This window comes from Aeromonas intestinalis (genome assembly GCF_054052485.1).
The window spans coordinates 59720-82235 of record NZ_JBSTYK010000015.1; the positions used below are offsets into that span (position 1 = coordinate 59720).

At 61.3% G+C, this 22516-nt stretch carries 16 protein-coding genes and 4 tRNA genes; 7 read left to right on the top strand and 13 right to left on the bottom strand.

What is annotated here, in order from left to right; all coding sequences use genetic code 11:
• Positions 1-40: 40 nt before the first annotated feature.
• Positions 41-1291: a valine--pyruvate transaminase gene (locus tag ACW5W7_RS17530; protein ID WP_456502515.1), complete on the bottom strand. Its 1251-nt coding sequence runs from the start codon at positions 1289-1291 to the stop codon at positions 41-43.
• 280 nt (positions 1292-1571) lie between these two features.
• On the opposite strand from ACW5W7_RS17530, the gene ACW5W7_RS17535 reads away from it, so the two are divergent.
• Entirely contained in the window at positions 1572-1805 is a 234-nt protein-coding gene (locus ACW5W7_RS17535) for a hypothetical protein (protein WP_349920456.1), read from the top strand.
• Here ACW5W7_RS17535 and ACW5W7_RS17540 read toward each other — a convergent pair.
• Positions 1735-2559: an AraC family transcriptional regulator gene (locus tag ACW5W7_RS17540; protein WP_456502516.1), complete on the bottom strand. Its 825-nt coding sequence runs from the start codon at positions 2557-2559 to the stop codon at positions 1735-1737. The genes ACW5W7_RS17535 and ACW5W7_RS17540 overlap by 71 nt on opposite strands.
• A 92-nt stretch (positions 2560-2651) precedes the next feature.
• Here ACW5W7_RS17540 and ACW5W7_RS17545 point away from each other — a divergent pair, with 92 nt between their 5' ends.
• Entirely contained in the window at positions 2652-3779 is a 1128-nt protein-coding gene (locus ACW5W7_RS17545; protein WP_456502517.1) for a multidrug effflux MFS transporter, read from the top strand.
• A 4-nt stretch (positions 3780-3783) separates the two neighbouring features.
• On the opposite strand, the gene ACW5W7_RS17550 is transcribed toward ACW5W7_RS17545, so the two are convergent.
• The 10 genes from ACW5W7_RS17550 to ACW5W7_RS17595 form a co-directional block, all read right to left on the bottom strand.
• Positions 3784-4467: a response regulator gene (locus ACW5W7_RS17550; RefSeq protein ID WP_456502518.1), complete on the bottom strand. Its 684-nt coding sequence runs from the start codon at positions 4465-4467 to the stop codon at positions 3784-3786.
• 56 nt (positions 4468-4523) lie between these two features.
• On the bottom strand, positions 4524-7118 hold the full coding sequence (locus ACW5W7_RS17555; protein WP_456502519.1) for a DUF4118 domain-containing protein: 2595 nt from the start codon (positions 7116-7118) through the stop codon (positions 4524-4526).
• A gap of 156 nt (positions 7119-7274) precedes the next feature.
• Entirely contained in the window at positions 7275-7796 is a 522-nt protein-coding gene (locus ACW5W7_RS17560; protein WP_456502520.1) for a potassium-transporting ATPase subunit C, read from the bottom strand.
• A gap of 64 nt (positions 7797-7860) precedes the next feature.
• Positions 7861-9918 (bottom strand): potassium-transporting ATPase subunit KdpB, encoded by a 2058-nt coding sequence (kdpB, locus tag ACW5W7_RS17565; protein WP_456502521.1) that lies wholly within the window; start codon positions 9916-9918, stop codon positions 7861-7863.
• A complete protein-coding gene (kdpA, locus tag ACW5W7_RS17570; RefSeq protein WP_456502522.1) occupies positions 9915-11600 on the bottom strand; it encodes a potassium-transporting ATPase subunit KdpA in 1686 nt (561 codons plus the stop codon). Before kdpA ends, kdpB begins: the two co-directional genes overlap by 4 nt.
• Before the next feature lie 288 nt (positions 11601-11888).
• Positions 11889-13238, bottom strand: a complete 1350-nt coding sequence (gene gorA, locus ACW5W7_RS17575) for a glutathione-disulfide reductase (RefSeq protein ID WP_456502523.1) — start codon at positions 13236-13238, stop codon at positions 11889-11891.
• 76 nt (positions 13239-13314) lie between these two features.
• Positions 13315-15273, bottom strand: coding sequence for an ATP-binding protein (locus tag ACW5W7_RS17580; protein ID WP_349920465.1), 1959 nt, complete (start codon positions 15271-15273; stop codon positions 13315-13317).
• 121 nt (positions 15274-15394) lie between these two features.
• Complete coding sequence (locus tag ACW5W7_RS17585; protein ID WP_456502524.1) at positions 15395-18475, bottom strand: multidrug efflux RND transporter permease subunit; 3081 nt, start codon at positions 18473-18475, stop codon at positions 15395-15397.
• 15 nt (positions 18476-18490) lie between these two features.
• The gene (locus tag ACW5W7_RS17590; RefSeq protein WP_349920467.1) at positions 18491-19597 is read right to left on the bottom strand and encodes an efflux RND transporter periplasmic adaptor subunit; all 1107 of its coding nucleotides are present in this window, start codon (positions 19595-19597) and stop codon (positions 18491-18493) included.
• Positions 19594-20184 (bottom strand): TetR/AcrR family transcriptional regulator, encoded by a 591-nt coding sequence (locus ACW5W7_RS17595; RefSeq protein ID WP_456502525.1) that lies wholly within the window; start codon positions 20182-20184, stop codon positions 19594-19596. The genes ACW5W7_RS17590 and ACW5W7_RS17595 overlap by 4 nt, the downstream gene beginning before the upstream one ends.
• A gap of 259 nt (positions 20185-20443) precedes the next feature.
• On the opposite strand from ACW5W7_RS17595, the gene ACW5W7_RS17600 reads away from it, so the two are divergent.
• From ACW5W7_RS17600 to ACW5W7_RS17620, 5 genes are all read left to right on the top strand, one after another.
• Positions 20444-20520 (top strand) — tRNA-Arg (locus ACW5W7_RS17600).
• A gap of 50 nt (positions 20521-20570) precedes the next feature.
• A tRNA-His gene (locus tag ACW5W7_RS17605) sits at positions 20571-20646 on the top strand.
• A gap of 20 nt (positions 20647-20666) precedes the next feature.
• Positions 20667-20752: transfer RNA gene (locus ACW5W7_RS17610), tRNA-Leu, on the top strand.
• A gap of 59 nt (positions 20753-20811) precedes the next feature.
• A tRNA-Pro gene (locus ACW5W7_RS17615) sits at positions 20812-20888 on the top strand.
• Positions 20889-21053: 165 nt separating this feature from the next.
• On the top strand, positions 21054-21569 hold the full coding sequence (locus ACW5W7_RS17620) for a ricin-type beta-trefoil lectin domain protein (protein WP_456502526.1): 516 nt from the start codon (positions 21054-21056) through the stop codon (positions 21567-21569).
• 114 nt (positions 21570-21683) lie between these two features.
• On the opposite strand, the gene ACW5W7_RS17625 is transcribed toward ACW5W7_RS17620, so the two are convergent.
• Complete coding sequence (locus tag ACW5W7_RS17625) at positions 21684-22487, bottom strand: Cof-type HAD-IIB family hydrolase (RefSeq protein WP_456502527.1); 804 nt, start codon at positions 22485-22487, stop codon at positions 21684-21686.
• Positions 22488-22516: the final 29 nt, after the last annotated feature.

Consider the following 22516-nt stretch of genomic DNA (forward strand, 5'->3'; position numbering starts at 1 on the left):
GCCTGCGATTGCAGGCCTTTTTGCTATCTGACACCAGCAGTCAGCTGCCATAGAGGCCGTTGATCTCCTCTGCCAGAATGGCGATACCACGGCGCACCAGCGCCTCGCTCTGGGAGTAGTTGAGGCGAATGCACTCCTGGCTGTGCCGCCACTGTGGATCGTCGATGCCGGGGAAGAAGTAGTGACCCGGCACGATCAGCAGGTTCTTTGCCTTCAATCGCTCATAGAGCTCCTGACTGTGGATCGGCAGGTCTTCGAACCAGAGCCAGAGGAAGAGGGCGCCCTCCGGCTTGTGGATGTGGAAGCGGGGATCCGGGATTGCGTCTCGCAACAGCCGTACCGCCAGCTCGGCTTTCTGCCGGTAGAAGGGCTTCACCACCTGTTCGCTCAGGGCGATGATCTCGCCGCTCTCGATCATGGGAATGGTGAGGGCTGGCCCCAAGCTGCCCGGCGCGAGATTGATGATGCCGCTCAGATTGGTGATGGCCCGGATGATCTTCTCATCGCCGATGACGATGCCGCAGCGGGTACCTGGCAACCCCAGCTTGGAGAGGCTCATGCAGAGGATGGTATTGGCGTTCCAGAACGGTTTGGCCTCGGTGAAGATGATGCCCGGGAAGGGCACGCCGTAGGCGTTGTCGATGAGCAGGGGGATGCCCTTGTCGCGGGCAATCTGATCCAGGTGTTCTATTTCCTCATCGGTCAGCACGTTGCCGGTGGGATTGGTGGGGCGGGAGACGCAGATCACCCCGATGTCGTCACCCACCTCCAGGCTCTCGAAGTCCACGTGGTACTTGAATTGACCATCGGCCAGCTTCTCGATGGTGGGCTTGTAGGCCACGAAGTGATCATCGGTCAGGGCCGAGTCAGCATAGCCGATGTACTCGGGGGCCAGGGGGAACAGCACCTTCTTCTTGCGCCCGTCGGCGAACTCGCCAGCCAGCAGGTTGAACAGATAGAAGAAGGCGGTCTGACTGCCGTTGGTGAGGGCAATGTTCCTGGCCGAAATATCCCAGCCCAGCTCCTTGCGCAGCAGAGTGGCCAGCGCCTGGGTGAATCTGTCTTTGCCTTGGGGGCCATCGTAGTTGGCCATGGCTTTGACCAGCTCACCGTTGTCGAGCAGGGTCTTGGCTTCGGTTTGAAAGCGCTCCAGCATGGCGGGAATGGGGGCCGGGTTGCCACCTCCCAGCATGATGGCGTCCGGATTGAGCAGCCCCTTATTGAGGTCATCCATGAGTTGAGTAATGCCGGCGTGGCGAGTGAACTTCTCGCCGAACAAGGAAAATTCCATTCGGTGGCAGATCCAGATTGATGATGGGGATGTAGCACCATAGCCCAGTTTAAAAGTGGGTGTCGATCTAAATAACCGGACGTTCCACGTGGAACAGCGCGTGAAAATTAAACATGGCAAGAATCACCATTTATCGGTTTAAAAATGACCACACCATCGTTAAAAATCTTTCCAATTGATGCCAAAAACAAGATAAAAATAACAAAATCATGTGGTTATAAATATGGCACAACTATTGGACTAACTATCTGGTCATCTCAACCATACCGGAGAACGCCAGATGAAAACCCTGATCGCTACCCTGATGCTGAGTACCCTGAGCCTGACTGCCATGGCTGACGAGAACCCCAGACCCGAGCTGGACAGTGCCAAGCTGGAGCAGGAGGTTCTGGCCCAGCAGCAGGAAGCCTCCCATGCCGTCACCCTGGATGCCATTCATCATCTCAAGCCGCTGGTGCTGGAGACCCTGGTGGTGGAGGTGAGTTCGGCCCATGGAACTCACCCCGAGAGCTGAGGTAGCGCAGGGGCGTGAGCCCGGTGTGCTGCTTGAAGAAGCCGATGAAGGCACTGTCGCTGGAGAACTCCAGGGCACTCGCCACCCGGCTGACGGGCTCGGCCTCGGCCAGCAGCTCCATGGCGCGTAACAAGCGCCATTGCTGGCGCCAGGCCTGATAATGCATACCCGTATCCCGCATGAAGATGCGGCCTATGGTCTTGTCACTGGCACCCACCCGCTCGGCCAGCCGGTTGAGTCGATCGGGCAGGGTGTTGCTTCCCTTGAGACTTTGCAACCAGCTGGCCAGGCGCGGATCTGCCGGCAGGGGCAATTGCCACGACTCCCTCGGCGCCTGCGCCAATTCCTCCATGAAGAGTGCCAGCGTCCGGCACTGCTCGGCGGCCGGTTTGTCCCATGGCCAGAATGCCATCCGTTCTATGATCGCCTGCAACAGGGGGTTGATGGCGATGACCTGCAAGGCGTCGGGCAGGACAGGATCCGGGGTGAAATAGAGAGAGCGGTAGGCGACCACGCCACGCATCTGCACCCTGTGGAAAGTTCCAGCCGGTATCCAGGCCGCCCTGCCGGGAGGGAGCAGGCAGAGGCGGTTGTCCAGCTCTATGCTCATGCAGCCCGCCTGGGCAAACAGCAACTGATGGTGTCCATGCCGATGCTGGCCGGAGTCGTGCCAGCCGAGATCGGAGGCGATGCCGAGCACGGTGCCGCTGAGTCGATCGGGATCAAAAGGGGCATCGGGCTGAATGAAGGCCATGTGTCCTATTTCCGATGTTTATAGTCCTGCTTATTGTAATCAGACAGCTCACACCTCTCTAGACTGACAGCCTCTTGTGAAGGAGGTTTGTCATGAACAACAAGTTGCCACCACTCTGGCTTGTGGTCGTACTGATGATGTTTCCCCAGATAGTCGAGACCATCTACAGCCCGGCGCTGACCGGGATCGCCACCCGGTTCGGGGTGAGCGACGGGCAGGCATCCCAGACCCTGTCGGTCTATTTCCTGGCATTTGCGGTGGGGGTCGTCTGCTGGGGGCGACTCTGCGATCTCATCGGGCGACGACCTGCCATGCTGGCCGGTCTGCTGACTTATGGGCTCGGTACCCTGATGGCATTGCTGGCCAACCAGTTCGAAGTTCTGCTGCTGGCGCGCATCGTCTCGGCTTTCGGGGCCGCAGTCGGTTCCGTGGTCACCCAGACCATGCTGCGTGACAGTTACCGGGGACGCGATCTGGCGCGGGTCTTCTCGGTGATGGGGGTCGCGCTCTCCCTCAGCCCAGTACTGGGGCTGATGAGTGGGGGCTGGCTGGTCGAGGTGTGGGGTTATCTCGGCGTCTTCGGGGGACTGATGGTGCTGGCCCTGGCGATCGGGCTGCTTGCCCTCGGCTGGCTACCGGAGACTCGCCCGGCCGACATGTCCGGAGTTGCTCTCTGGCCCCTGACATGCCGGTTGTTGCGTGATGTCACGCTGTGGCGCAGTGCCCTGTTGGTTGCCCTGTTCAACACCATGCTGTTTGGTTACTACAGCCTGGCTCCCTTTCTGTTTGCCGGTCTGGGGCTGAGCGTCGGGGAGTTTGGCTACTCGGGCCTGGGGTTGGCGCTGGCGACACTGGTCGGCAGCCTGCTGAACAAGGGGCTGCTGAGGAAGGGCTGGGCACCGTCATCCCTCGTCCGGCTGGCCTGCATCCTGGCGTTTATCTGCGGGGTCGGGGTATGGCTCGGTCAGGGCAGCCTCTGGTTCCTGCTGCCCATGATGGGAATTGTGGTGGCTTTTGGGGTGGCGATCCCGAATGTGCTGAGCCAGGCCTTGCTGGCGTATCGGGAGGTGGCGGGCAGTGCCGGTGCCCTGTTCGGGCTGGCTTACTATCTGCTGCTCAGTCTGGGATTGGCGGTGGCGGCGAACCTGCAGGATCTGGGGATCCTGCTCGTCGGTTGCGGAGGCTTGGCCTGGTTGTGCCATGGTCGCCGTTCCACGTGAAGCATCAGCTGCCGATGAAGCGGTAGCCGATGCCGGATTCGGTCTCGATCAGACTGGGTTGCTGGGGATTGTCACCGAGCTTCTTGCGCAGGCTGGCGATGACGATGCGCAGATAGTGGGTGTCCTCCTTGTGGCTCGGCCCCCAGATGTCGTTGAGCAACTGGGTCTGCAGCACCAGCTTGCCGGGGTGGCACACCAGGGCTTGCAGCAGGGCGAACTCCTTGCGGGAGAGGGGGACATCTTCTCCGTGCAGGCTCACCTTGTGACTGCTGGTATCAAGGCTGAGGCCACACTGGGGAAAGTGGCGATGTTCGCCGCTGCTGGCACCGGCCCGTTGCCTGAGCAGCACGCGGATCCGCGCCATCATCTCCTGGATGCCGAACGGTTTGCTCATGTAGTCGTTGGCCCCCGCGTCCAGCAGCCGTACCTTCTCCTGCTCCGAATCTCTGGCCGACAACACCAGCACCGGGTGCTGGTGGTGCTCGCGGATGCTCTGCAAAACCTGGATACCGTCCCCATCCGGCAGACCGAGATCCAGGATCACCAGATCCGGGTTGAGGTGGCGGTACTGCATCAACCCCTCGGTGACGCCCACGGCTTCGCTGACCTGGTGCCCCTCGGCAACCAGACTGATGCGCAGGAAGCGGCGGATTGCCGCCTCGTCATCTATGACCAGAATATGTGCCATCTAGCCTCCTGCGCTGAAAAGTGGGGTGCCAATCATGGGTACCTGGTTGTGTGTCATCAGCCCATGACCTCGGGTGCGTTGAGTGAGAGCGGCAGAGAGAGGCGCATGCAGGTGCCGTTGCCGTTGGGGCCGGCGAACGCCCAGATGCGACCGCCGTGCGCCTCTATCATAGCGCGGGAAATGGCGAGGCCAAGCCCGGTGCCCCGGCTGCCGCAATCCCCGACCGGCTGGGTGTAGAACAGGTTGAAGATCTTGTCCCGGTCGGACTCGGCAATGCCCACCCCGATGTCGATGATGTCGATGATGAGATCCGGGCTGGCCACCATCACCTTGAACTCGATGGGGGTGCCGGCCGGCGAATAGCGGGAGGCGTTGTCGAGGATGTTGACCAGCACCTGTTCGATCAGGGCGCCGTGCACGTAGAGCGCGGGGATCTGCTGATCGAAGTGCACCAGCAGCTTGTGTTGGCGCCAGGAGGAGTCCAGCCGCTTGCGGGCGCTTTCCAGCAGATCGGCGAGGTCGACCCAGTCCCGTTTCAGCTGGAAGTCCGGCGAACCGATACGGGTCATATCCAACAGGTTCTGCACATAGCTGTGCAGGCGGCGAGCCTCGTCCTGTACCGAATGCAGCAGTTCGCTGCGATCCTCCTGGCTTATCCTGTCACCGTATTCCAGCAAGGTGCTGCCGGCGCCCATGATGGTGGCGAGCGGCGTCTTGAGATCGTGGGAGACGGAGGAGAGCAGGGCGGCACGCAGCCTGTCCGTCTCGGCCTGCAACTGGCTGTCGGCGAGCCGCTCGCTGAGATCGATCCGGGCGAGGGCGGCACGGATATCGGTGAGCAGCGCCTGTAATTGATGCTCGGCGGAGGAGGCCAGGGGATTGGTCAGCCGGATGCCGAGCACGAGATCGTCGGTGAGAGGGTGGTACTGGGCTTCGGCCGCGTTGAGGGTGGCGGTGTGGGCGCCGGCATACTGCTTCTGGGCCAGGCACCAGTCGATGGCCGCCTTGTCGGTCTGGCCGGGGCCGAGCGGGGCGTCACCCGCCCGGTATTGGTAATCCTTGTCGAGGGCGAACACGGGTTGGCCCAAAGCCAGGGAGATGGCCTGAGTGCCTTGTCTGAGCACGTCAGTCGGGCTGCTGGCAGTGGCCAGCCCCTGGCTCAGGGAGAGCAGGGCATTGCCGAGCTGCTGGGTTTCGCGCAATCCCACCAGCTGCTGGCGCTGGCGAGAGGCGAGCCGCCCCGCCGTCACACCGACGATGAGCAGCACGAACAGAGTCAGCAGATCGCTGTGGCTGGCCACGCTGAGGGAGAAGTGGGGGGCGACAAACAGCAGGTTGTGAGCCACGAAACCGAGCACGGCCGCCAATATGGCGGGCATCAGGCTGGTGGAGAGCGCGGTGGCCAGCACCCCCAGCACGAACAGCAGGGGCAAGGAGGCCGGTGGCAGCCAGTGGGAGAGACCCCAGGCCAGGGCCGAGGTGAGGCTCATGATGAAGATAGCCATCAGGCTCTGGCGCACCTCCTTGCGACCTGAGGGATGCAGCCCCAGGCTCTGCTTGCGTTTCTCCGTGTCTACCAGGGTGATCTCGAACCCGCGAGCCTGTTTGAGCAGGTGTTGTACCAGGGAACGGCGCCAGGGGGATTGATGGGGCTTGCCGAGCAACAGCTGGGAGACCTGTTGCTGTTCGGCGGTTTCGAGCAGGGTATCGGCTACCGCCGGACTGGAGAGGGTCAGCACCTTGGCACCGAGCTGCGATGCCAGCGCCAGTGCCTGCTCCAGTTCGGCCGAACGCCGTCCCTTGCTGTCGATATGCACCACCAGCCAGGGCAGTTGGCGACGCTGGGCGAAGCGGTGGCCATAGCGAACCAGGGACGCGCTGTGCTGATCCCCGAGGCAGACCATCAGCTTGCCCCGTAGCGGAAGCGTGCTCTTGCCTGCCGCCTGCCACTGCAGTTGCAGATCCCCCTCCACGTGGCTGGCCGCGGTCTGCATCGCCAGCTCGCGCAAGGCGGTCAGGTTGTTGAGGGAGAAGAAAGACTGCAGGGCCGCCTTGGCCTGATGGGGCACATAGACCTTGCCCTCCTTGAGGCGTCCCAGCAGCTCCTTGGGGGGGAGATCGATCAGTACCAGGCTGTCGGCCTCCAGCATGACCTGATCCGGCAGGGTCTCCTTGACCCTGACGCCGGTCAGTTGCCAGACGAGATCGTTGAGGCTCTCCAGGTGCTGCACGTTGAGGGTGGTGTAGACGTCGATGCCTGCACCGAGCAACTCCTCCACATCCTGCCAGCGTTTCTCGTGGCGGCTGCCGGGGGCATTGGTGTGGGCCAGTTCATCCACCACGGCGATGGCCGGCTTGCGCTCGAGCAGGCCGTCCAGATCCATCTCTTCCAGCCGCTGCTGGCGGTGGTAGAAAGGCTGGCGTGGCTGGATGGGCAACTTGTCCAGCAGGGCCAGGGTCTCCTGGCGGCCGTGGGTCTCCACCACCCCGATGAGGATGTCGATCCCGTCCTTGGCCTGCTCCCGCACGGCCTGCAGCATGGCGTAGGTCTTGCCGACGCCGGGAGCGGCGCCGAGGAAGACTTTCAGCTTGCCCTTGTGTTCTTCTTCCAGGCTGGCCAACAAGGCGTCGGCCCTCACCTCATCACGCATCCCTTAGTCCCCATCGAGAGTCCCTATCGATCAACAGCCGGTTCGGCTCAAGAATCCGTATTACTGTCTGCATAGCAGCGAGTCAGCCCGGCGTGTCATCGTGTTGATCCATCTTGGCCAAACAACAGACCCGGCACGGATGCCGGGTCGTCCTCATCAGGCGTCCTTGTCGAGCTGCAGGTTCAGCTCAAGGACGTTGACCACTTGTGGACCTAGGATACCAGCTTGTGTGGCGGACTTGACCCGCTCCGTCAGCATGGCGGGATCCAGCCCTCGTTCTCTGGCCACCCTGTCCACTTGAGACAACACGGCGTCCAGCGGCAGGTGGGGGTCCAGTCCGGAACCTGAACGGGTCAGCATGGCCGGTGATGGATTGCCGGGCTGGGCCTTGGCGGCTTCACTGGCGAACTCGGCCCGCAGGGGGGAGCTCATGCCGAGATTGGTGGCGCCGCTGCCGACAGTGGCGAAGTCGCTGGCAGAGGGGCGGGAGTGGAAGTAATTCGCCCGCTCGAACTTCTGCGCCAGCAGGGCGCTACCGACGAGTTCTTGTTTGTCGTTGGTCAGCTGGCTGCCGTTGGCTTGCCAGGGGAACAACACCTGGGCCAACCCGGTCACGGCCAGGGGATAGGCAACCCCCAGCAGCAGTGTCAGGGTCAGCAGGGTTCTGATTGCAATCATGATATGTCCTTAATACCTGAACAAAAATCCATGGAGTGCGGGCCAGGCCCGCACTCCGCCGCGGTTACACCAGGCCGAGGCCGGTGACGACGAGATCGATGAGCTTGATGCCGACAAAGGGGATCAACAGGCCGCCAACCCCATAGATGAGCAGGTTGCGACGCAGCAGGCTGGCAGCCGATTCCTGCAGGCTGACGCCGCGCAGGGCCAGGGGTACCAGCGCTACTATGATCAGGGCGTTGAAGATGATGGCCGACAGGATGGCACTCTGCGGGCTGCCCAATTGCATCAGGTTCAGGGCGCCCAACTGCGGGTAGGCGGCAATGAACAGGGCCGGCAGTATGGCGAAGTACTTGGCCACGTCGTTGGCGATGGAGAAAGTGGTCAAGGCTCCCCGGGTCACCAGCAACTGCTTGCCCACCAGCACCACGTCCAGCAGCTTGGTGGGGTTGGAGTCTAGATCCACCAGGTTGCCCGCCTCCTTGGCGGCCTGGGTCCCCTCGTTCATGGCCAGCCCCACGTCGGCCTGGGCCAGGGCTGGGGCGTCGTTGGCGCCGTCACCGCACATGGCTACCAGGCGGCAGTCGGCCTGCTCCTGGCGGATGTAGGCCAGCTTCTTCTCCGGAGTCGCCTCGGCGATGAAGTCATCCACCCCGGCCTCGGCGGCGATGGCGGCCGCGGTCAGCGGGTTGTCCCCGGTGATCATCACGGTGCGTATGCCCATATGGCGCAGGGTCTGGAAGCGTGCCTTGATGCCGGGCTTGATGATGTCCTTGAGGTACACCACCCCGAGCAGCTGCTCGTGGGTACAGACCAGCAGCGGTGTGCCCCCCTGGCGGGCGATGTGATCGACGGATTTGAGGATGAGCTCGGGCACCCCCTTGCGGTCGAGTGAGAGGTAGTTCAGCACCGCATCCACCGCGCCCTTGCGGTATTGGTGGCCGTTGCGATCCAGCCCGCTCAGCCGGGTCTCGGCGCTGAAGGGGATCACCTTGTCGCTCTCCAGCTGGCTCGGCTTGACCATGCTCTTGCCCGCCAGGGTCAGGATGGACTTGCCTTCCGGGGTGTTGTCACCGAGGGAGGCCAGCATGGCCGCCTGGGCCAGCAGGGAAGGGTCCACTCCCGGTGCCGGGATCAGCTCGTCCGCCATGCGGTTGCCGAAGGTGATGGTGCCCGTCTTGTCCAGCAAGAGTGTGCGCACGTCACCGGCGGCTTCCACGGCGCGGCCGGACTTGGCGATCACGTTGAGCTTCACCAGTCTGTCCATGCCGGCGATGCCGATGGCGGAGAGCAGGCCGCCGATGGTGGTCGGGATCAGGGTGATGAAGAGGGCGATCAGGTAGAGCCGCGGGACCTGGGTGCCGTTGTAGTCGAGGAACCAGGGCAGGGTGGCCACCACCAGCAGGAAGATCAGGGTCAGACCGACCAGCAGGGCGTCGAGCGCCATCTCGTTCGGGGTCTTCTGGCGCTTGGCCCCTTCCACCAGGGCAATCATTCGGTCCAGCGTGCTCTCGCCGGGGTTGTTGCTGACCCGGATCCAGATCTCGTCGGAGACGACGGTGGTGTTGCCGGTCACACCGCTGCGATCCGTGCCTGACTCGCGGATCACCGGGGCGGACTCCCCGGTGATGGCGGCCTCGTTGACCGAGGCGATGCCGGCGATGACCTCGCCGTCCGCCGGGATCATCTCGCCGCTGCGCACCAGCACCAGATCCCCCTTGAGCAGGCTGGTGGCGGGCACCCATTCCCCCTTGTCATCCCGCGGATGGCTGACCTTGCGGGCCTTGAGCTGACTCAGACCTGCCTTCAGGCTGTCGGCCCTGGCCTTGCCACGGCCTTCGGCCAGGGTCTCGGCGAAGTTGGCGAACCAGAGGGTCAGCCAGAGCCAGGCAGTCAACTGCCAGGCCAGGCTCGGGGCGACCCCGGACAGGGGTTGGCCCATCAGGGACTCGACGGTCGCCATCACGGCGGCCAGCCAGAGGCTGAAGAGTATGGGGCTGCCAAACAGCGCCTTGGGATTGAAGCGATACAGGGCTTCAATCATGGCCTGGGCGACCTGTGAACGATGTGACTTGGCCTTGACCTTGTCGGTGCCAGTGGTCACTGAAATGGACTTGCTCATTGGAAGGCTCCCTGCATCAGGGTGAGGTGTTCTGCGACCGGTCCCAGCGCCAGCACGGGCAGGAAGGAGAGGCCACCTATCAGCAATACGGTGATGATCAGCAGGGTCACAAACAGCGGGCCGCTGATCGGGAAGTCCCCTGTACCCGTCTCCTGGCGTGGTGCGCGGGAGAGTTGGCCGGCGATGGCCAGTACGGGGATGATGTAGCCGAAGCGACCGAGCAGCATGGCCAGGCCGATGGCGATGCACTGCCAGCTGTCGGCGGCGGCGAAACCACCGAAGGCGGAGCCATTGTTGCCGGCGGCGGAGGCGTAAGCGTAGATCAGGCGAGACAGGCCGTGGGGGCCCTCATGGCCGATGATGGCGCTGGCACTCGGTGTCAGCAGGGTGATGCCACCGATCACCAATACCCCGACCGGCATGACCAGCATGCTGGCCACCACCCACTTCATCTCGGTGATGCCGAGGCGCTTGCCCAGGTAGGTCGGGGTGCGCCCTACCATCAGGCCGCACAGGAACACGGTCAGCAGCACGAACAGCATCATGCCGTAGATACCGGCCCCCACGCCGCCGAACACCACCTCACCCAGCAGCATGTTGATCATGCCGATCATGCCGCCGAGGGGGGTGAAGCTGTCATGCATGGCGTTGACCGAACCGTTGGAGGCGGAGGTGGTCGCCACCTCCCAGATGCTGGACAGCACGGGGCCGAAGCGGCTCTCCTTGCCTTCCCAGTTGCCCGCTTGCTGGGTCAGATGGGCGAGAGCCGGATCCGGCTGCAGCTCCTGATAAAGGGAGAGTGTCAGGCCCAGCACGAACAGCAAGGTCATGGCGGTGAGGATGGCGCGGCCATGACCGCTGTGCTTCACGTAGCGACCCAGGGTGCAGACCAGGGCGGCGGGCAGGGTCAGCAGGGTGACCATCTCCAGCCAGTTGGTGAGGGCGGTGGGGTTCTCGAACGGGTGAGCCGAGTTGACGCCGAAGAAGCCGCCACCGTTGGAGCCGAGCTGCTTGATGGCGATCTGGGAGGCGGCCGGGCCGAGCGGCATCAGTTGCTCCTGACCTTCCAGGCTGTGGAACGGCAGGTAGGCCGACAGACTCTGGGGAACCCCCTGCCAGACCAGCAGCAGCGCCATGATGAAGGCCATGGGCAGCAGCACATAGAGGCAGAAACGCACCAGATCCTGCCAGAAGTTGCCAAGGTGGGTCGTCTGCTGGCGGGTGATGCCGCGGAACAGGGCGACGGCCACGGCAGCCCCGGTACCGGCGGAGACGAAGTTCTGGGTGGTGAGTCCCACCATCTGGCTGAAATAGGAGAGGCTGGCCTCACCGGAATAGGCTTGCCAGTTGGTGTTGGTCATGAAGCTGACCGCGGTGTTGAAGGCGAGCTCCCAGCTCAGTCCCGACAGGTTCTGCGGGTTGAGGGGCAGCAAGCCCTGCGCCATCAGGATCAGAAACAGCAGGCCGAATCCCGCCCCGTTGAAAGCGAGCAGGCTGATGGCGTATGACTTCCAGTCCTGCTCCCGCCCATCGGATCCCGTACAGGCCATGGTTGCCCGTTCGATGGGCGACAGCCAGCGGGTTTTTCCCTCGAATACACGATACATATAACTGCCTAGCAGGGGTGCAGGCAGCAGAACCAGCAGCACGAAGGCGACTGGGTAGATGATCTCTTGCCACATGATGGGGTCCCTCACTCATGACTGCGTGTGAGTGCACGCAGCAGATAGCCCAACAGGGCGAGGACCAGCAGCAGATATAGCCAATTCATATCGATTCCCTTGGTGTAATTGACACCACAAGGGTACGTAGGGTGGGCGTAAAGGCGCCATAAAGCGGGGGATGGGTGGCGTAAAGTCGGCGTAAAAACGGGGTCGATGGGCCCTGGGGTGAAGAAAACCCGGCCTGGGCCGGGTTGAATGCTGGTTGGCTGGACGGGCATCACTGACACCGGCCCGCTTGCGCCCGGGTCAGCGCATGGTCACAAACTCTTCCGCGCTGGTGGGGTGGATGGCGACGCAGTTGTCGAAGTCCGCCTTGGTGGCCCCCATCTTCATGGCGACGCCGAAGCCTTGCAGGATCTCGTCCATGGCGAAGCCGATGCCGTGCAGGCCGACCACCTTCTCCTCGGGGCCGACGCAGACCAGCTTCATGCGGGTGGGCTGACGATGCTGGGTCAGGGCCGAGTACATGGCGGTGAACTGGCTGCGATAGACCTTCACCTGCTCTTCCCCATATTGGGCGATGGCTTCCGGCTCGGTCAGGCCTATGGTGCCGATGGGAGGATGGCTGAACACCACGGTCGGCACCAGATCGTAGTTCAGGTGCTCGTTTGGCTTGTTGTTGAACAGCCGCTCGGACAGGCGGCGACCGGCAGCGACCGCCACCGGGGTGAGCTGGATCCGGCCGGTGTTGTCGCCCACGGCGTAGATATTGCTGATCTGGGTGTTCTGGAACTTGTCGGTGGGGATATAGCCCCGCTCATCCAGTTCGATACCGGCTGCGGCCAGGTTCAGCTTGTCGGTGGCCGGGGCCCGGCCGATGGCCCAGATCAGGCAATCGACGGTGAGGTGGCGGCCATCTTCCAGCTGCAGAGTCAGGCTGTCGTCGGCATTCTTGATCACCGCCTTGGGGATGGCATGGGTGTGCAGCTTGGGGCCTTCTGCGGCCATGATCTCCACCAGGGTCTCCTGGATCATGGGATCGAAGCTGCGCAATGGGCCCTGCTTGCGCACCACCAGGTGGGTCTCGGAGCCGAGGGCCTGCATCACGCCGGCGATCTCCACCGCGATGTAACCCGCGCCCACCACGGCGACTCGCCGTGGCTGCGTTTCAAGGGCGAAGAAGCCATCGGAGTCGATGCCCAGTTCGGCACCCGGGATCCGGGGCACTTCCGGGTGGCCGCCGGTGGCGATCAGGATGTGATTGGCCGTGTACTGCTCACCATCGACCTCCACCGTGTGGGCGTCGACGAAGCGGGCGAAGCCCCGAACGACGGTGATCTGGTTCTTGCCCAGTACATTCTCATAGGACTGATGGATGCGGCCGATATAGGCCTGGCGGGATTCCACCAGCTTGGCCCAGCTGAAGTGATTGAGGGTGGTGTCAAAACCATAGTCGGCGCCATAACGCAGGGCATCGGCGATCTGGCCGGCATACCACATGGCCTTCTTGGGAACGCAACCTACGTTGACGCAGGTACCGCCCAACGCCTTGGCTTCGATCAGGGCGACTTTCTTGCCATACATGGCCGCCCGGTTGGCCGAGGCGATGCCGCCGCTGCCGCCGCCGATGGCGATGTAGTCAAAATGCTGTGCCATGGTGTGGTTCTCCGCTGGTTAAAAAAGCTATCACAGCATGATGGGGACAAAGAAGCTGGCTCACAAGAGCCAGCGTTCACTTCTGTGTGATGGGCAGGTGGATATGGAACTGGGCTCCCTGGCCCGGCTCGCTGGCACAGTTGATGCGACCGCGCAGCAGCTGTACCACCAGGTTGTAGATGATGTGGGTGCCCAGCCCGCTGCCGCCGTGGCCCCGCTTGGAGGTGACGAAGGGATCGAAGATGCGTGGCAGTATCTCGGGGGGAATGCCGCGACCGTTGTCGCTGTAGTCGATGACGAGCTCGCTGCCGTGCTGCTCCACCTTGATGCTGATCTTCTTGGGTCTGTCCCAGCCATCGAAGCCGTGGTGGATGGAGTTGAGGATGAGGTTGGAATAGATCTGGGTGAAACTGCCCGGGAAGGAGTAGAGGGTCAGCTTGGGATCGCACTGAATGTCGACTTCGCACTGGGCCTTCTTCAGCTTGTGGCCGAGTGACACCACCACCTGATGCAGGTTGTCCGCCAGGTTGAAGTTGTAGCGGGCCTCGGAGGATTGGTCGACCGCCACCTGCTTGAAGCTGGCGATAAGCTCGGAGGCGCGTCTCAGGTTGCCCTGCAGCAACTGCATCGACTCGTCCAGGTTCTGGGTGAATTCGTTCAGATAGGAACGGGAAAGCTGCTTGGCATCGATGTGCTGCTTGAAGTCGATCACCCGCTCCTGCAGGTAGGAGGAAGCGGTGACACTGATGCCGATGGGGGTGTTGATCTCGTGGGCTACCCCAGCCACCAGTGATCCCAATGAAGCCATCTTCTCCGATTCCACCAAGGTCTGCTGCGCCTGCTTCAGATCGTCGTAGGCCTTGCCCAGCTGGTCGTTGGCATCACTCAGGCTGCGGGTGCGGTCGGCCACCTTGCCTTCCAGCTGTTCGTTGAACAGGGTGATCTCCCGCTCCACCTTCTTGAGGCGAGTGATGTCATAACCGAATCCAATCAGATACTTGAGGTTGGGGCCCTCGTAGAAGGGGGCAAAGGTCCATTGCAGGGTCAGCTCCTCTCCCTGCTGATCATGCATGACGATCTCGCGATCCGAGAGGGAACCCTGCTCGGCCAGCAGTTCGGCCAGCTCGGTTCTCTGCGCCGGGGTGACGAACAGATCCAGCCAGTTGTGCTGCAACAACTCCTGATGGTGATAGCCGGTGAGCATGATGGCGGCGGGGTTGATGCTGGCGATGTTGAGATCCGGCTCCATGCAGCAGATGACCATGTTGGCCGAGTTGATCAGGGTAGCGGAGAAGTCCCGCTCCTGCTGCAGCTGATCGGCCGCCTGATGGCGGGCCGTGAATTCGTCGTTGAGACGGGTGCGCATCTGGTTGAGGGTGGCGGCTAGCAGATCGAACTCATCCGGATGTTTACGAGGCTGGGTTCTGCCCTCCAGGGTCAGCTCCAGGGTCAGTCGATCCAGGCTCAGGCGCTGGGCATAGCTGACGATGCGGTTGATATGACGGATCACCAGATAGTAGATGATGACCAGGATGCAGAAGGAGACGAGCAGTGTCTTGATGGTCTGGCTGACCAGGATGAGCACGGATTTTTCGATGAGGCGCTGATAAATCTGATCCAGGGAGGCGGCTACAAACAGCTTGCCGACGACTTCCCCCTGATAGGTGAGGTTGAACTCCCGGGAGATGTCGTACTGTTCTCGTTCCACGCCCTGGGTGAGCAGCGGCACCTCGGAGTTGCCCAGCATCTCCTTGACCATCACGAACTGCATGTTGGGCAGATTCATGATGCCTTCTATCTGTACCTTGACCTGTTCCTCGTCCAGGTTCCACAGACTGGCGGAAATGGGCTGCAAGAAGGAGGCCTCGATCTGATCGATGCTCGCTTCGATGACGGTCACATCCTTGTTGTAGTCCCAGGCGAGCTGCAGCACGGTAATGATGAGCGCCAGCACTGTACTGCAGATCAGAATGTAGGAAAGCAGACGGTAAGAGAGTCCGTTAAGGCCGACGGCCTTGGAGAAGATTCCTGACATGGCGTCCTTGCGGTCTGGATTGAGTGCGGTTTAGTGTAACTGCTTCATCTACTGATGTCGTGTGTCATGAAATGGATATAAGAAAGGCCCCTTTCGGGGCCTTTTTGATATTAATGCTGGATCAGTGGTTGCCCTTCGCCTTGGCCGGGATGGATTCATCGAATTCCGGCAGCGGTTTGTGCTCAGAAGCCAGGAAGGTGTAGATCACCGGCAGCACGAACAGGGTGAACAGGGTACCGATGGCCAGGCCCGCGACGATGACGATGCCGATGCTGAAGCGCTGTGCCGCACCGGCGCCGGAGGCGTAGAGCAGCGGGATGAGGCCCGCGATCATGGCCGCCGTGGTCATCAGGATGGGGCGCAGTCGCACCTTGGCCGCCTGCATTACCGCCTGCATCCGGTTCAGACCGTGCAACAGCTGCTCCTCCTTGGCCACCTCACAGATCAGAATACCGTGTTTGGTAATCAGACCGACCAGAGTGATGAGGCCCACCTGGGAGTAGATGTTCATGGTCGCCAATCCCCAGGCCAGCGCGATCAAGGCACCGCTGATGGCCAGTGGTACCGAGACCATGATGACCAGGGGGTCACGAATGGACTCGAACTGGATGGCCAGCACCAGGAAGATGATGGCCAGTGCCAGTGCGAAGGTGGCGTAGAGGGCATTGCCTTCGGTCACGAACTGGCGAGCCTCCCCCATGAAGTCGTAGCGATAGCCCTGGGGCAGCTTCTCTTCGGCAGTGGCCTTGAACCAGTTGATCGCATCCCCCATGGCCACGCCAGGTGCCGGTACGGCGCCTATGGTGGCGGAGTTCAGCTGGTTGAAGTGGGGCAGGGCACGTGGCTCCCCCTTGATTTCGATGCTGATCAGGCTGCCAAGCGGGATCGACTTGCCGTCGGCGGCGCGCACGTAATAGCCCTTCATGGATTCGGGGTTCATACGGAATTTACGCTCCACCTGCGGGATCACCTCGTAGGAGCGGCCATCCAGATCGATACGGTTGACGTAGCCATCCGCCATCATGGTGCCCATGGTGGTGCCGATGTCCTGCATGGTGATGCCGTAGGCACCGGCCTTGTCCTTGTCGATGTTGATCTTCATGGTGGCCGAATCGTAGTTCAGATCGAGATCCGAATAGACGAACTGACCGTTGGCCTGGGTGGCCGACAGCATCTCACCCGCGATCAGGAACAGACTCTCGAAGCTGTTCGGGGTGGTGATGACGAACTGGATGGGCAGACCGCTCGACGCACCCGGCAGCTCGGGGAACTGGAAGGTGGTGATGGCCATGCCCGGGATGTCGGTCACCAGACCGGCTACCCTGTCCAGCACCTCTTTCTGGCTCGCCTCACGCTCGCTCCAGGGCACCATGGACGCGATACCGAACGCCTGGTTGGAGTTGAACACCCCGGAAAAGACCTGGGCATAGGCGATTTCCGGTTGCTCATCCAGGATCTTGTTCACATCGTTCATGGTGTTTTCGATGTAATCCAGGTTGGCGTTGGATGGTGCCGTCGCCAGCACCGCCATGACCCCCTTGTCTTCCGACGGTGCCAGTTCACTGGGGATGAACTTGAACAGCAACGGCAGGCTGGCGAACACGATGACGGCGAACACCACCACCACGATGCGCTTTTGCATCACGGCATGCAGCATGCGGTCGTAGCGATCCGTCATCCGGTCCAGCAGATGGTGCACCGTGCTCTCGAACTTGTTCGGCTTGGCGTTGGCCTTGAGCATCTTGGAGCACATCATGGGGGAGAGGGTCAGGGCTATGATGCCCGAGACGAACACCGCCCCCGCCAGCGTCAGCGCGAACTCCTTGAACAGGGAGCCTGTGATGCCCCCCATCAGAGCGATGGGCGCATACACGGCGGCCAGGGTGACCGTCATGGCGATAACCGGGATGGCGATCTCCCGGGTGCCGATGATGGCGGCCCTGAAGGGTTCTTCCCCTTCCTTGATGTGCCGGTCGACGTTCTCCAGCACCACGATGGCGTCATCCACCACCAGGCCGATCGCCAGCACCATGGCCAGCAAGGTCATGAGATTGATGGAGAAACCGAACATGTCCATCATCATGACCACGCCGATCAGACTGAGCGGTATGGTGATGATGGGGATGATGACGGCCCGGAACGATCCCAGGAACAGGGTGATCACCACCAGTACGATGGCGGCCGCCTCCAGTATGGTCTTGATAACCTCGTGGATGGACTCGTTGATGGCGATGGTGGAGTCATACAGCACGTTGGTCTGCAGGGTGCTCGGCATGTTGCGCTTGAGATCCGGCAGCAATTCCAGCACATCGTGGGCGATGGTGATGGGGTTGGCAGTCGGGGCCGCGTTCACAGCGACCACCACGGCCTCTTTGCCGTTGGCACTGGCGCGATAGATATCGTGGCTCTTCTCCAGCGTCACCTTGGCGATGTCGGAGAGACGGATCACCTTGCTGTCACGGGTGGCCACCACCAGTCGCTTGAGCTCATCCGTGCTCTCGACCTGGGTCTTGGCGTTGCCGTTGAACAGGGTGAAGTAACCGGTCGCCTGACCCGTGGCCGACTGATAGTTGTTGCTGTTGAGCACCGTCATCACATCGCTTGCGGTGAGATCGAAGGCCGCCATCTTGGCCGGATCCAGCCATACCCGCAGGGCAAATTCGACCCCGCCGTAGATGTCGATCTTGGAGACCCCGCCCACGGTGAACAGCTGGGGCTTGATGACTCGCTCAAGGTAGTCGGTGATCTGGCTGGAGTTCAGCTCAGGGCTGGTGAAGCCCATGTAGAGCACCGCCGTGGTGGAACCGGTAGAGGAGGTGACCGACGGGTCCTCCGACTCTTTGGGCAACTGGGAGCGCACCGAGTTGACCTTGGCCAGGATGTCAGACAGCGCGGCGTTGGGATCGGTGTTGAGCTTCATGTAGGCAGTGATGGTGGAGCTGCCCAGCTGGCTTGAGGAGGTCATGAAGTCGATGTTGTCGGCTTGCGCGACCGCCTGCTCCAGCGGCTGGGTGATGAAGCCCTGGATCAGATCCGAGCTGGCCCCGTAGTAGCTGGTACTGACCGTGATCACCGTATTGGTGACCTCGGGGTATTCCCGCACCTGCATCTTGAAAATGGCCTGGAAGCCCAGCAAGGCGATCAGGAAGCTGATCGAGATTGCCAGCACCGGCCGTTTTATGAATATGTCGGTAAATCGCATCGTAGATCTCCGCGCTTACAGCATCGGGGTTTGTGCCGGAACGGCCAGGGCATCGTTTTTGACCACGTGCACCTTGGTATCGTTGCTCAGGCGAACCTGACCCGACAACACGATTTCATCGCCAGCCTTGATGCCGGACAGCACGTGGACATCGTTGCCGCGACGCTCACCAGCCTTGACCACGACCTGTTTGGCACGCTTGGCACCCTCCACCTCATGAATGATGTAGACATTCTCCCCATACAGGGTGAAGGAGATGGCGGACTGCGGGATCACGATCTGCTCCTTGACCGTCGGCAAGATGATGCTGGCACGGGCAAACATGCCGGAGCGGAGCTGGCCGCTGTTGTTCGGGATGGCTGCCTGCACCTGGATCAGACCGCTCTGGTAGTTGACCGCGGGTTCGATGGCGGTGATCTGCCCCTCAAACTGGTCGTTGGGGTAGGCATCCACCCCTATCTTGATGGTCTGGCCGAGGGAAATCTTGGAGATGTCGGTCTGGGGCACGGTGAAGCGCAGACGCATCACGCTGGTGTCTTCCAGTCGCACAATCTCGGTACCCGGTTCCAGATACTGGCCGAGGAAGACGTTGCGCAGACCCACGGCGCCGCCGAAGGGGGCGCGCACTTCGCGACGGGCGATGGTGCCCTTCAGGCTCTCGATATCGGCTTCGAGCGAGCGATAGCTGGCCTCGGCGTCATCCAGCTGGTCCCGGGAGATGGAATTCTTCTGGTACAGGTTCTGGTAACGCTCGAACTTGGCGCGCGCCGCCGGCAGCCTGGCCTGGGACGATTTCAGGTTGGCCTTTTCCACGCTGGAGTCCAGGCTCAGCAGCAGCTGATCCGGCTTCACATGAGCGCCAGACTCGAAGCTGATGTTGTCGATGGTGCCTGCCAGTTCGCTGGAGAGGGTCACCCCCTGGTTGGGCTCGATGAAACCGATAGCCTCGATGGTCGGCACCCAATCCTGTGCCTTGGTCACCATGGCGGTCACCGGAAACTCGGGCTCGGGGCGGCTGGCCAGAAATTCCGCAATCTTCTTCTGCTTGAACATATTGAAACCGATGACACTGCCGAACAGAACGAGTGCAATCAGTAACATGATGGCCATCCACTTTTTCATGAACAGGCTCCTGTGGTGGAAATTTGAGGGTTTAAAATGGCATTCCAACTGGCTCTTATCACGGTTTCCAGCTGTTCTTGCGTTAATTCAAATGGGTGTGCCCGGCGCAACAGCGCCAGGTTGGCCACACAATCCAGACTCAGTGTCTGCAACACCGGGACGGGTAGATCGATAAACAATCCTTGTTGGCGACCCTGTTCAAAAAAGTTTTCAAGCGGCGCCCATGCCGCCATTATGACCGGATCCTGTTCTAATTCAGCCCCCAATGGAGAACTTTCGTACTGCAATTTACATTTCAGTGCGTTGGGGGTGTTGATAAAGATGGCGTCTATGTTGAACCACAGGCGCCGATACTGCCGAAATGACACTTCCTCTATCTGCACACCCTCCATGACCAGAGGATGACACTGAAGAATGGTGTGCTTGTACAGCTGGCGGATCAGGTCATCCTTGTCGCTGAAATAGCGATAGATGGTGCCCGCCGCCACATTGGCCTTCTTGGCGACCACGGCGATGGAAAGGCCGAAGAAGCCTTGCTCGCCGAGGACTTCGCGCGCTGCCTCGAAAATGCGCTCTTTCTTATCCATGACTCTTCCGATTGCAACGGCTGAATGAACGTTCATTCATTCTAGATTGAGAAGTGGGCAAGTCAAGGGGAGGGGAGAAGTTCCCGGTACGATAAGTCGACAAAAGTGGGTCGACTGAAGACGATTCCGGCCGAGGAGGTGTAGAAAAGCTATAAAACTGCACAAAACGATGGAAAAACAGTCGGTTGATTCAAGGGGATGAAAAAACAGTGGACAAGGCCGGCGCCATCATCAATAATGCGCCCCGTTCGACAGCGTAGCGCCCGTAGCTCAGCTGGATAGAGCGCTGCCCTCCGGAGGCAGAGGTCACAGGTTCGAATCCTGTCGGGCGCACCATCAAACGTGCGCCAGTTAAACGGGCGTTGTTGTGGAACAAAACAGCTGTGGTGGCTGTAGCTCAGTTGGTAGAGTCCCGGATTGTGATTCCGGTTGTCGTGGGTTCGAGCCCCATCAGCCACCCCATTTTACAGCTTGTCAGGTACGCGAAGGTGGCGGAATTGGTAGACGCGCTAGCTTCAGGTGTTAGTGCCCCCCGGGTGTGAGGGTTCGAGTCCCTCTCTTCGCACCATACTTGCTGTATGACGAAGGTGACCATGAGGTCATCTTTGTGTTTTTGAAATACCCCATCGGTGATTAGCGCAGCCCGGTAGCGCATCTGGTTTGGGACCAGAGGGTCAAAGGTTCGAATCCTTTATCACCGACCACATTTGAAAACCCCGCTTAGGCGGGGTTTTTGCTTTTCCGGCCTCCGCCCATTCTGTCACGTCTCTTTACACTTCTGTTGGCGCCTGCGCGCATCGAATTCGCTATGCTGGGTGCCTGATTCACGCGCCGGCGGTCACCCTGGCCCCGCTTCAGGCACTTATCCAATGCAGCACATGACTCGACAAGCCGGCCTGCTGGCCTTGCTCACCCTGACCTTGGGTGGGTGCACCACCTTGCAACCCGATCCTGATGCGATCCTGCTGGGGGCAGCCCCCAAGGCAGAGAAAACCACTATGGCAAATCTGATCACCAGCGGTGGCTTTTGTGTGACGCTGAGCGAGCAGAATACCCTGCTGACACAGGACTGCGATCAGGGTACCCAGCAGGAGTTTGACTGGGATGCCGGGGCGCTGCAACTGGCCCGGGGCTGCCTGATCGCCAGGGGGGATGACGAACTCGGTGTGGCGGATTGCCGGGATGACAGCCATCAGTGGCAGTGGCAGGCGGATCGCCTGTTCAACCGTCAGCTGTCCCTCTGTCTGGATGTGGCTGGTCGCCGTCATCAGCCCGGCACCCCGCTGCGTCTGGCGGAGTGCTATGGCGGTGCGAACCAGAGCTTCGAGTGGAAGCAAAAGGGAGGCTTGCTGGACAACCTGGGCTTGCCCAAGCTGGCCTGGTGAGATTGACCCGCCTTTGGCATGGCGTGCCGACAACGCCTGGCAAAAGGGGCGGGGGGCTGAATACAAGAAGGGTGACCCTGGGTCACCCTTCTGCATGTCTGGGGCATCGCCGGATCAGGCGAGGCTCGGTGCGAACAGCTTCTCCAGATAGACGGCAACCCCATCGTCGTCCGAGCTCAGGGTCTGATCATGCTCTGGCAGGGCCCGCTTGAGGCGATCGTGGGCATTGCCCATCACCACGCCGCGGCCCACCATGCTCAGCATCTCGAAGTCGTTCATGCCATCGCCAAAGGCCACGGCCTGTGACATCTCCAGCCCGTGCTGTTCCAGCACGGCGCGCACGGCATTGCCCTTGTGTACCCCGGCGTGCATGACTTCGAGGCAGTCCGGCAGGGAGAAGGTGACGTTGAGCCGATCACCATAATGCTGATTGAGTTGCGCTTCTATCTGCAGCAGCTTCTCGTGCTCGCCGATGTAGAACACCTTGTTGACCTTGTCGGTGGGGTGGCTGGCGAGATCCGCGAGGCGATAGGTGAAGCCGGAGTCGTGATGGAACTGCAGCAACCAGGGCAGCTCCTCTTCCACCAGCCACTCGTCGCCGTAGTAGACGTTGATATGGATGGAGGGATCGCGCTCGAGGGCGATCAGTTCGGCTGCCACCGTGGCCGGCAGTGCCTGGTTGTAGACCAGCTGGTCCTGCTTGTCGTGCACCACGGCGCCATTGGAGGTGATGAGGTAGATATCCAGCCCCAGCGCATCGCGGATGCTGCGCACGTCCACGTGATGGCGACCGGTGGCAACCACGAACTTGATTCCCTGATCCACCAGGCGGTGCAGGGTGTCACGGGTGCGGGGGGAGATCTGGTGCTGCTTGTTGAGCAGGGTACCATCGAGATCGGATACGACTACCTTGAACATCTTTACCTCGGCATGAATGGAACGCCGGG

Coding starts and splice junctions, on each gene's coding strand:
- ACW5W7_RS17545 (WP_456502517.1), top strand. CDS start 2,652: ATGAACAACAAGTTGCCACCACTCTGGCTTGTGGTCGTACTGATGATG.
- ACW5W7_RS17535 (WP_349920456.1), top strand. CDS start 1,572: ATGAAAACCCTGATCGCTACCCTGATGCTGAGTACCCTGAGCCTGACT.
- ACW5W7_RS17595 (WP_456502525.1), bottom strand. CDS start 20,184: ATGGATAAGAAAGAGCGCATTTTCGAGGCAGCGCGCGAAGTCCTCGGC.
- ACW5W7_RS17580 (WP_349920465.1), bottom strand. CDS start 15,273: ATGTCAGGAATCTTCTCCAAGGCCGTCGGCCTTAACGGACTCTCTTAC.
- ACW5W7_RS17625 (WP_456502527.1), bottom strand. CDS start 22,487: ATGTTCAAGGTAGTCGTATCCGATCTCGATGGTACCCTGCTCAACAAG.
- ACW5W7_RS17540 (WP_456502516.1), bottom strand. CDS start 2,559: ATGGCCTTCATTCAGCCCGATGCCCCTTTTGATCCCGATCGACTCAGC.
- ACW5W7_RS17560 (WP_456502520.1), bottom strand. CDS start 7,796: ATGATTGCAATCAGAACCCTGCTGACCCTGACACTGCTGCTGGGGGTT.
- ACW5W7_RS17555 (WP_456502519.1), bottom strand. CDS start 7,118: ATGCGTGATGAGGTGAGGGCCGACGCCTTGTTGGCCAGCCTGGAAGAA.
- kdpB (WP_456502521.1), bottom strand. CDS start 9,918: ATGAGCAAGTCCATTTCAGTGACCACTGGCACCGACAAGGTCAAGGCC.
- ACW5W7_RS17620 (WP_456502526.1), top strand. CDS start 21,054: ATGCAGCACATGACTCGACAAGCCGGCCTGCTGGCCTTGCTCACCCTG.
- ACW5W7_RS17585 (WP_456502524.1), bottom strand. CDS start 18,475: ATGCGATTTACCGACATATTCATAAAACGGCCGGTGCTGGCAATCTCG.
- ACW5W7_RS17590 (WP_349920467.1), bottom strand. CDS start 19,597: ATGAAAAAGTGGATGGCCATCATGTTACTGATTGCACTCGTTCTGTTC.
- gorA (WP_456502523.1), bottom strand. CDS start 13,238: ATGGCACAGCATTTTGACTACATCGCCATCGGCGGCGGCAGCGGCGGC.
- kdpA (WP_456502522.1), bottom strand. CDS start 11,600: ATGTGGCAAGAGATCATCTACCCAGTCGCCTTCGTGCTGCTGGTTCTG.
- ACW5W7_RS17550 (WP_456502518.1), bottom strand. CDS start 4,467: ATGGCACATATTCTGGTCATAGATGACGAGGCGGCAATCCGCCGCTTC.
- ACW5W7_RS17530 (WP_456502515.1), bottom strand. CDS start 1,291: ATGGAATTTTCCTTGTTCGGCGAGAAGTTCACTCGCCACGCCGGCATT.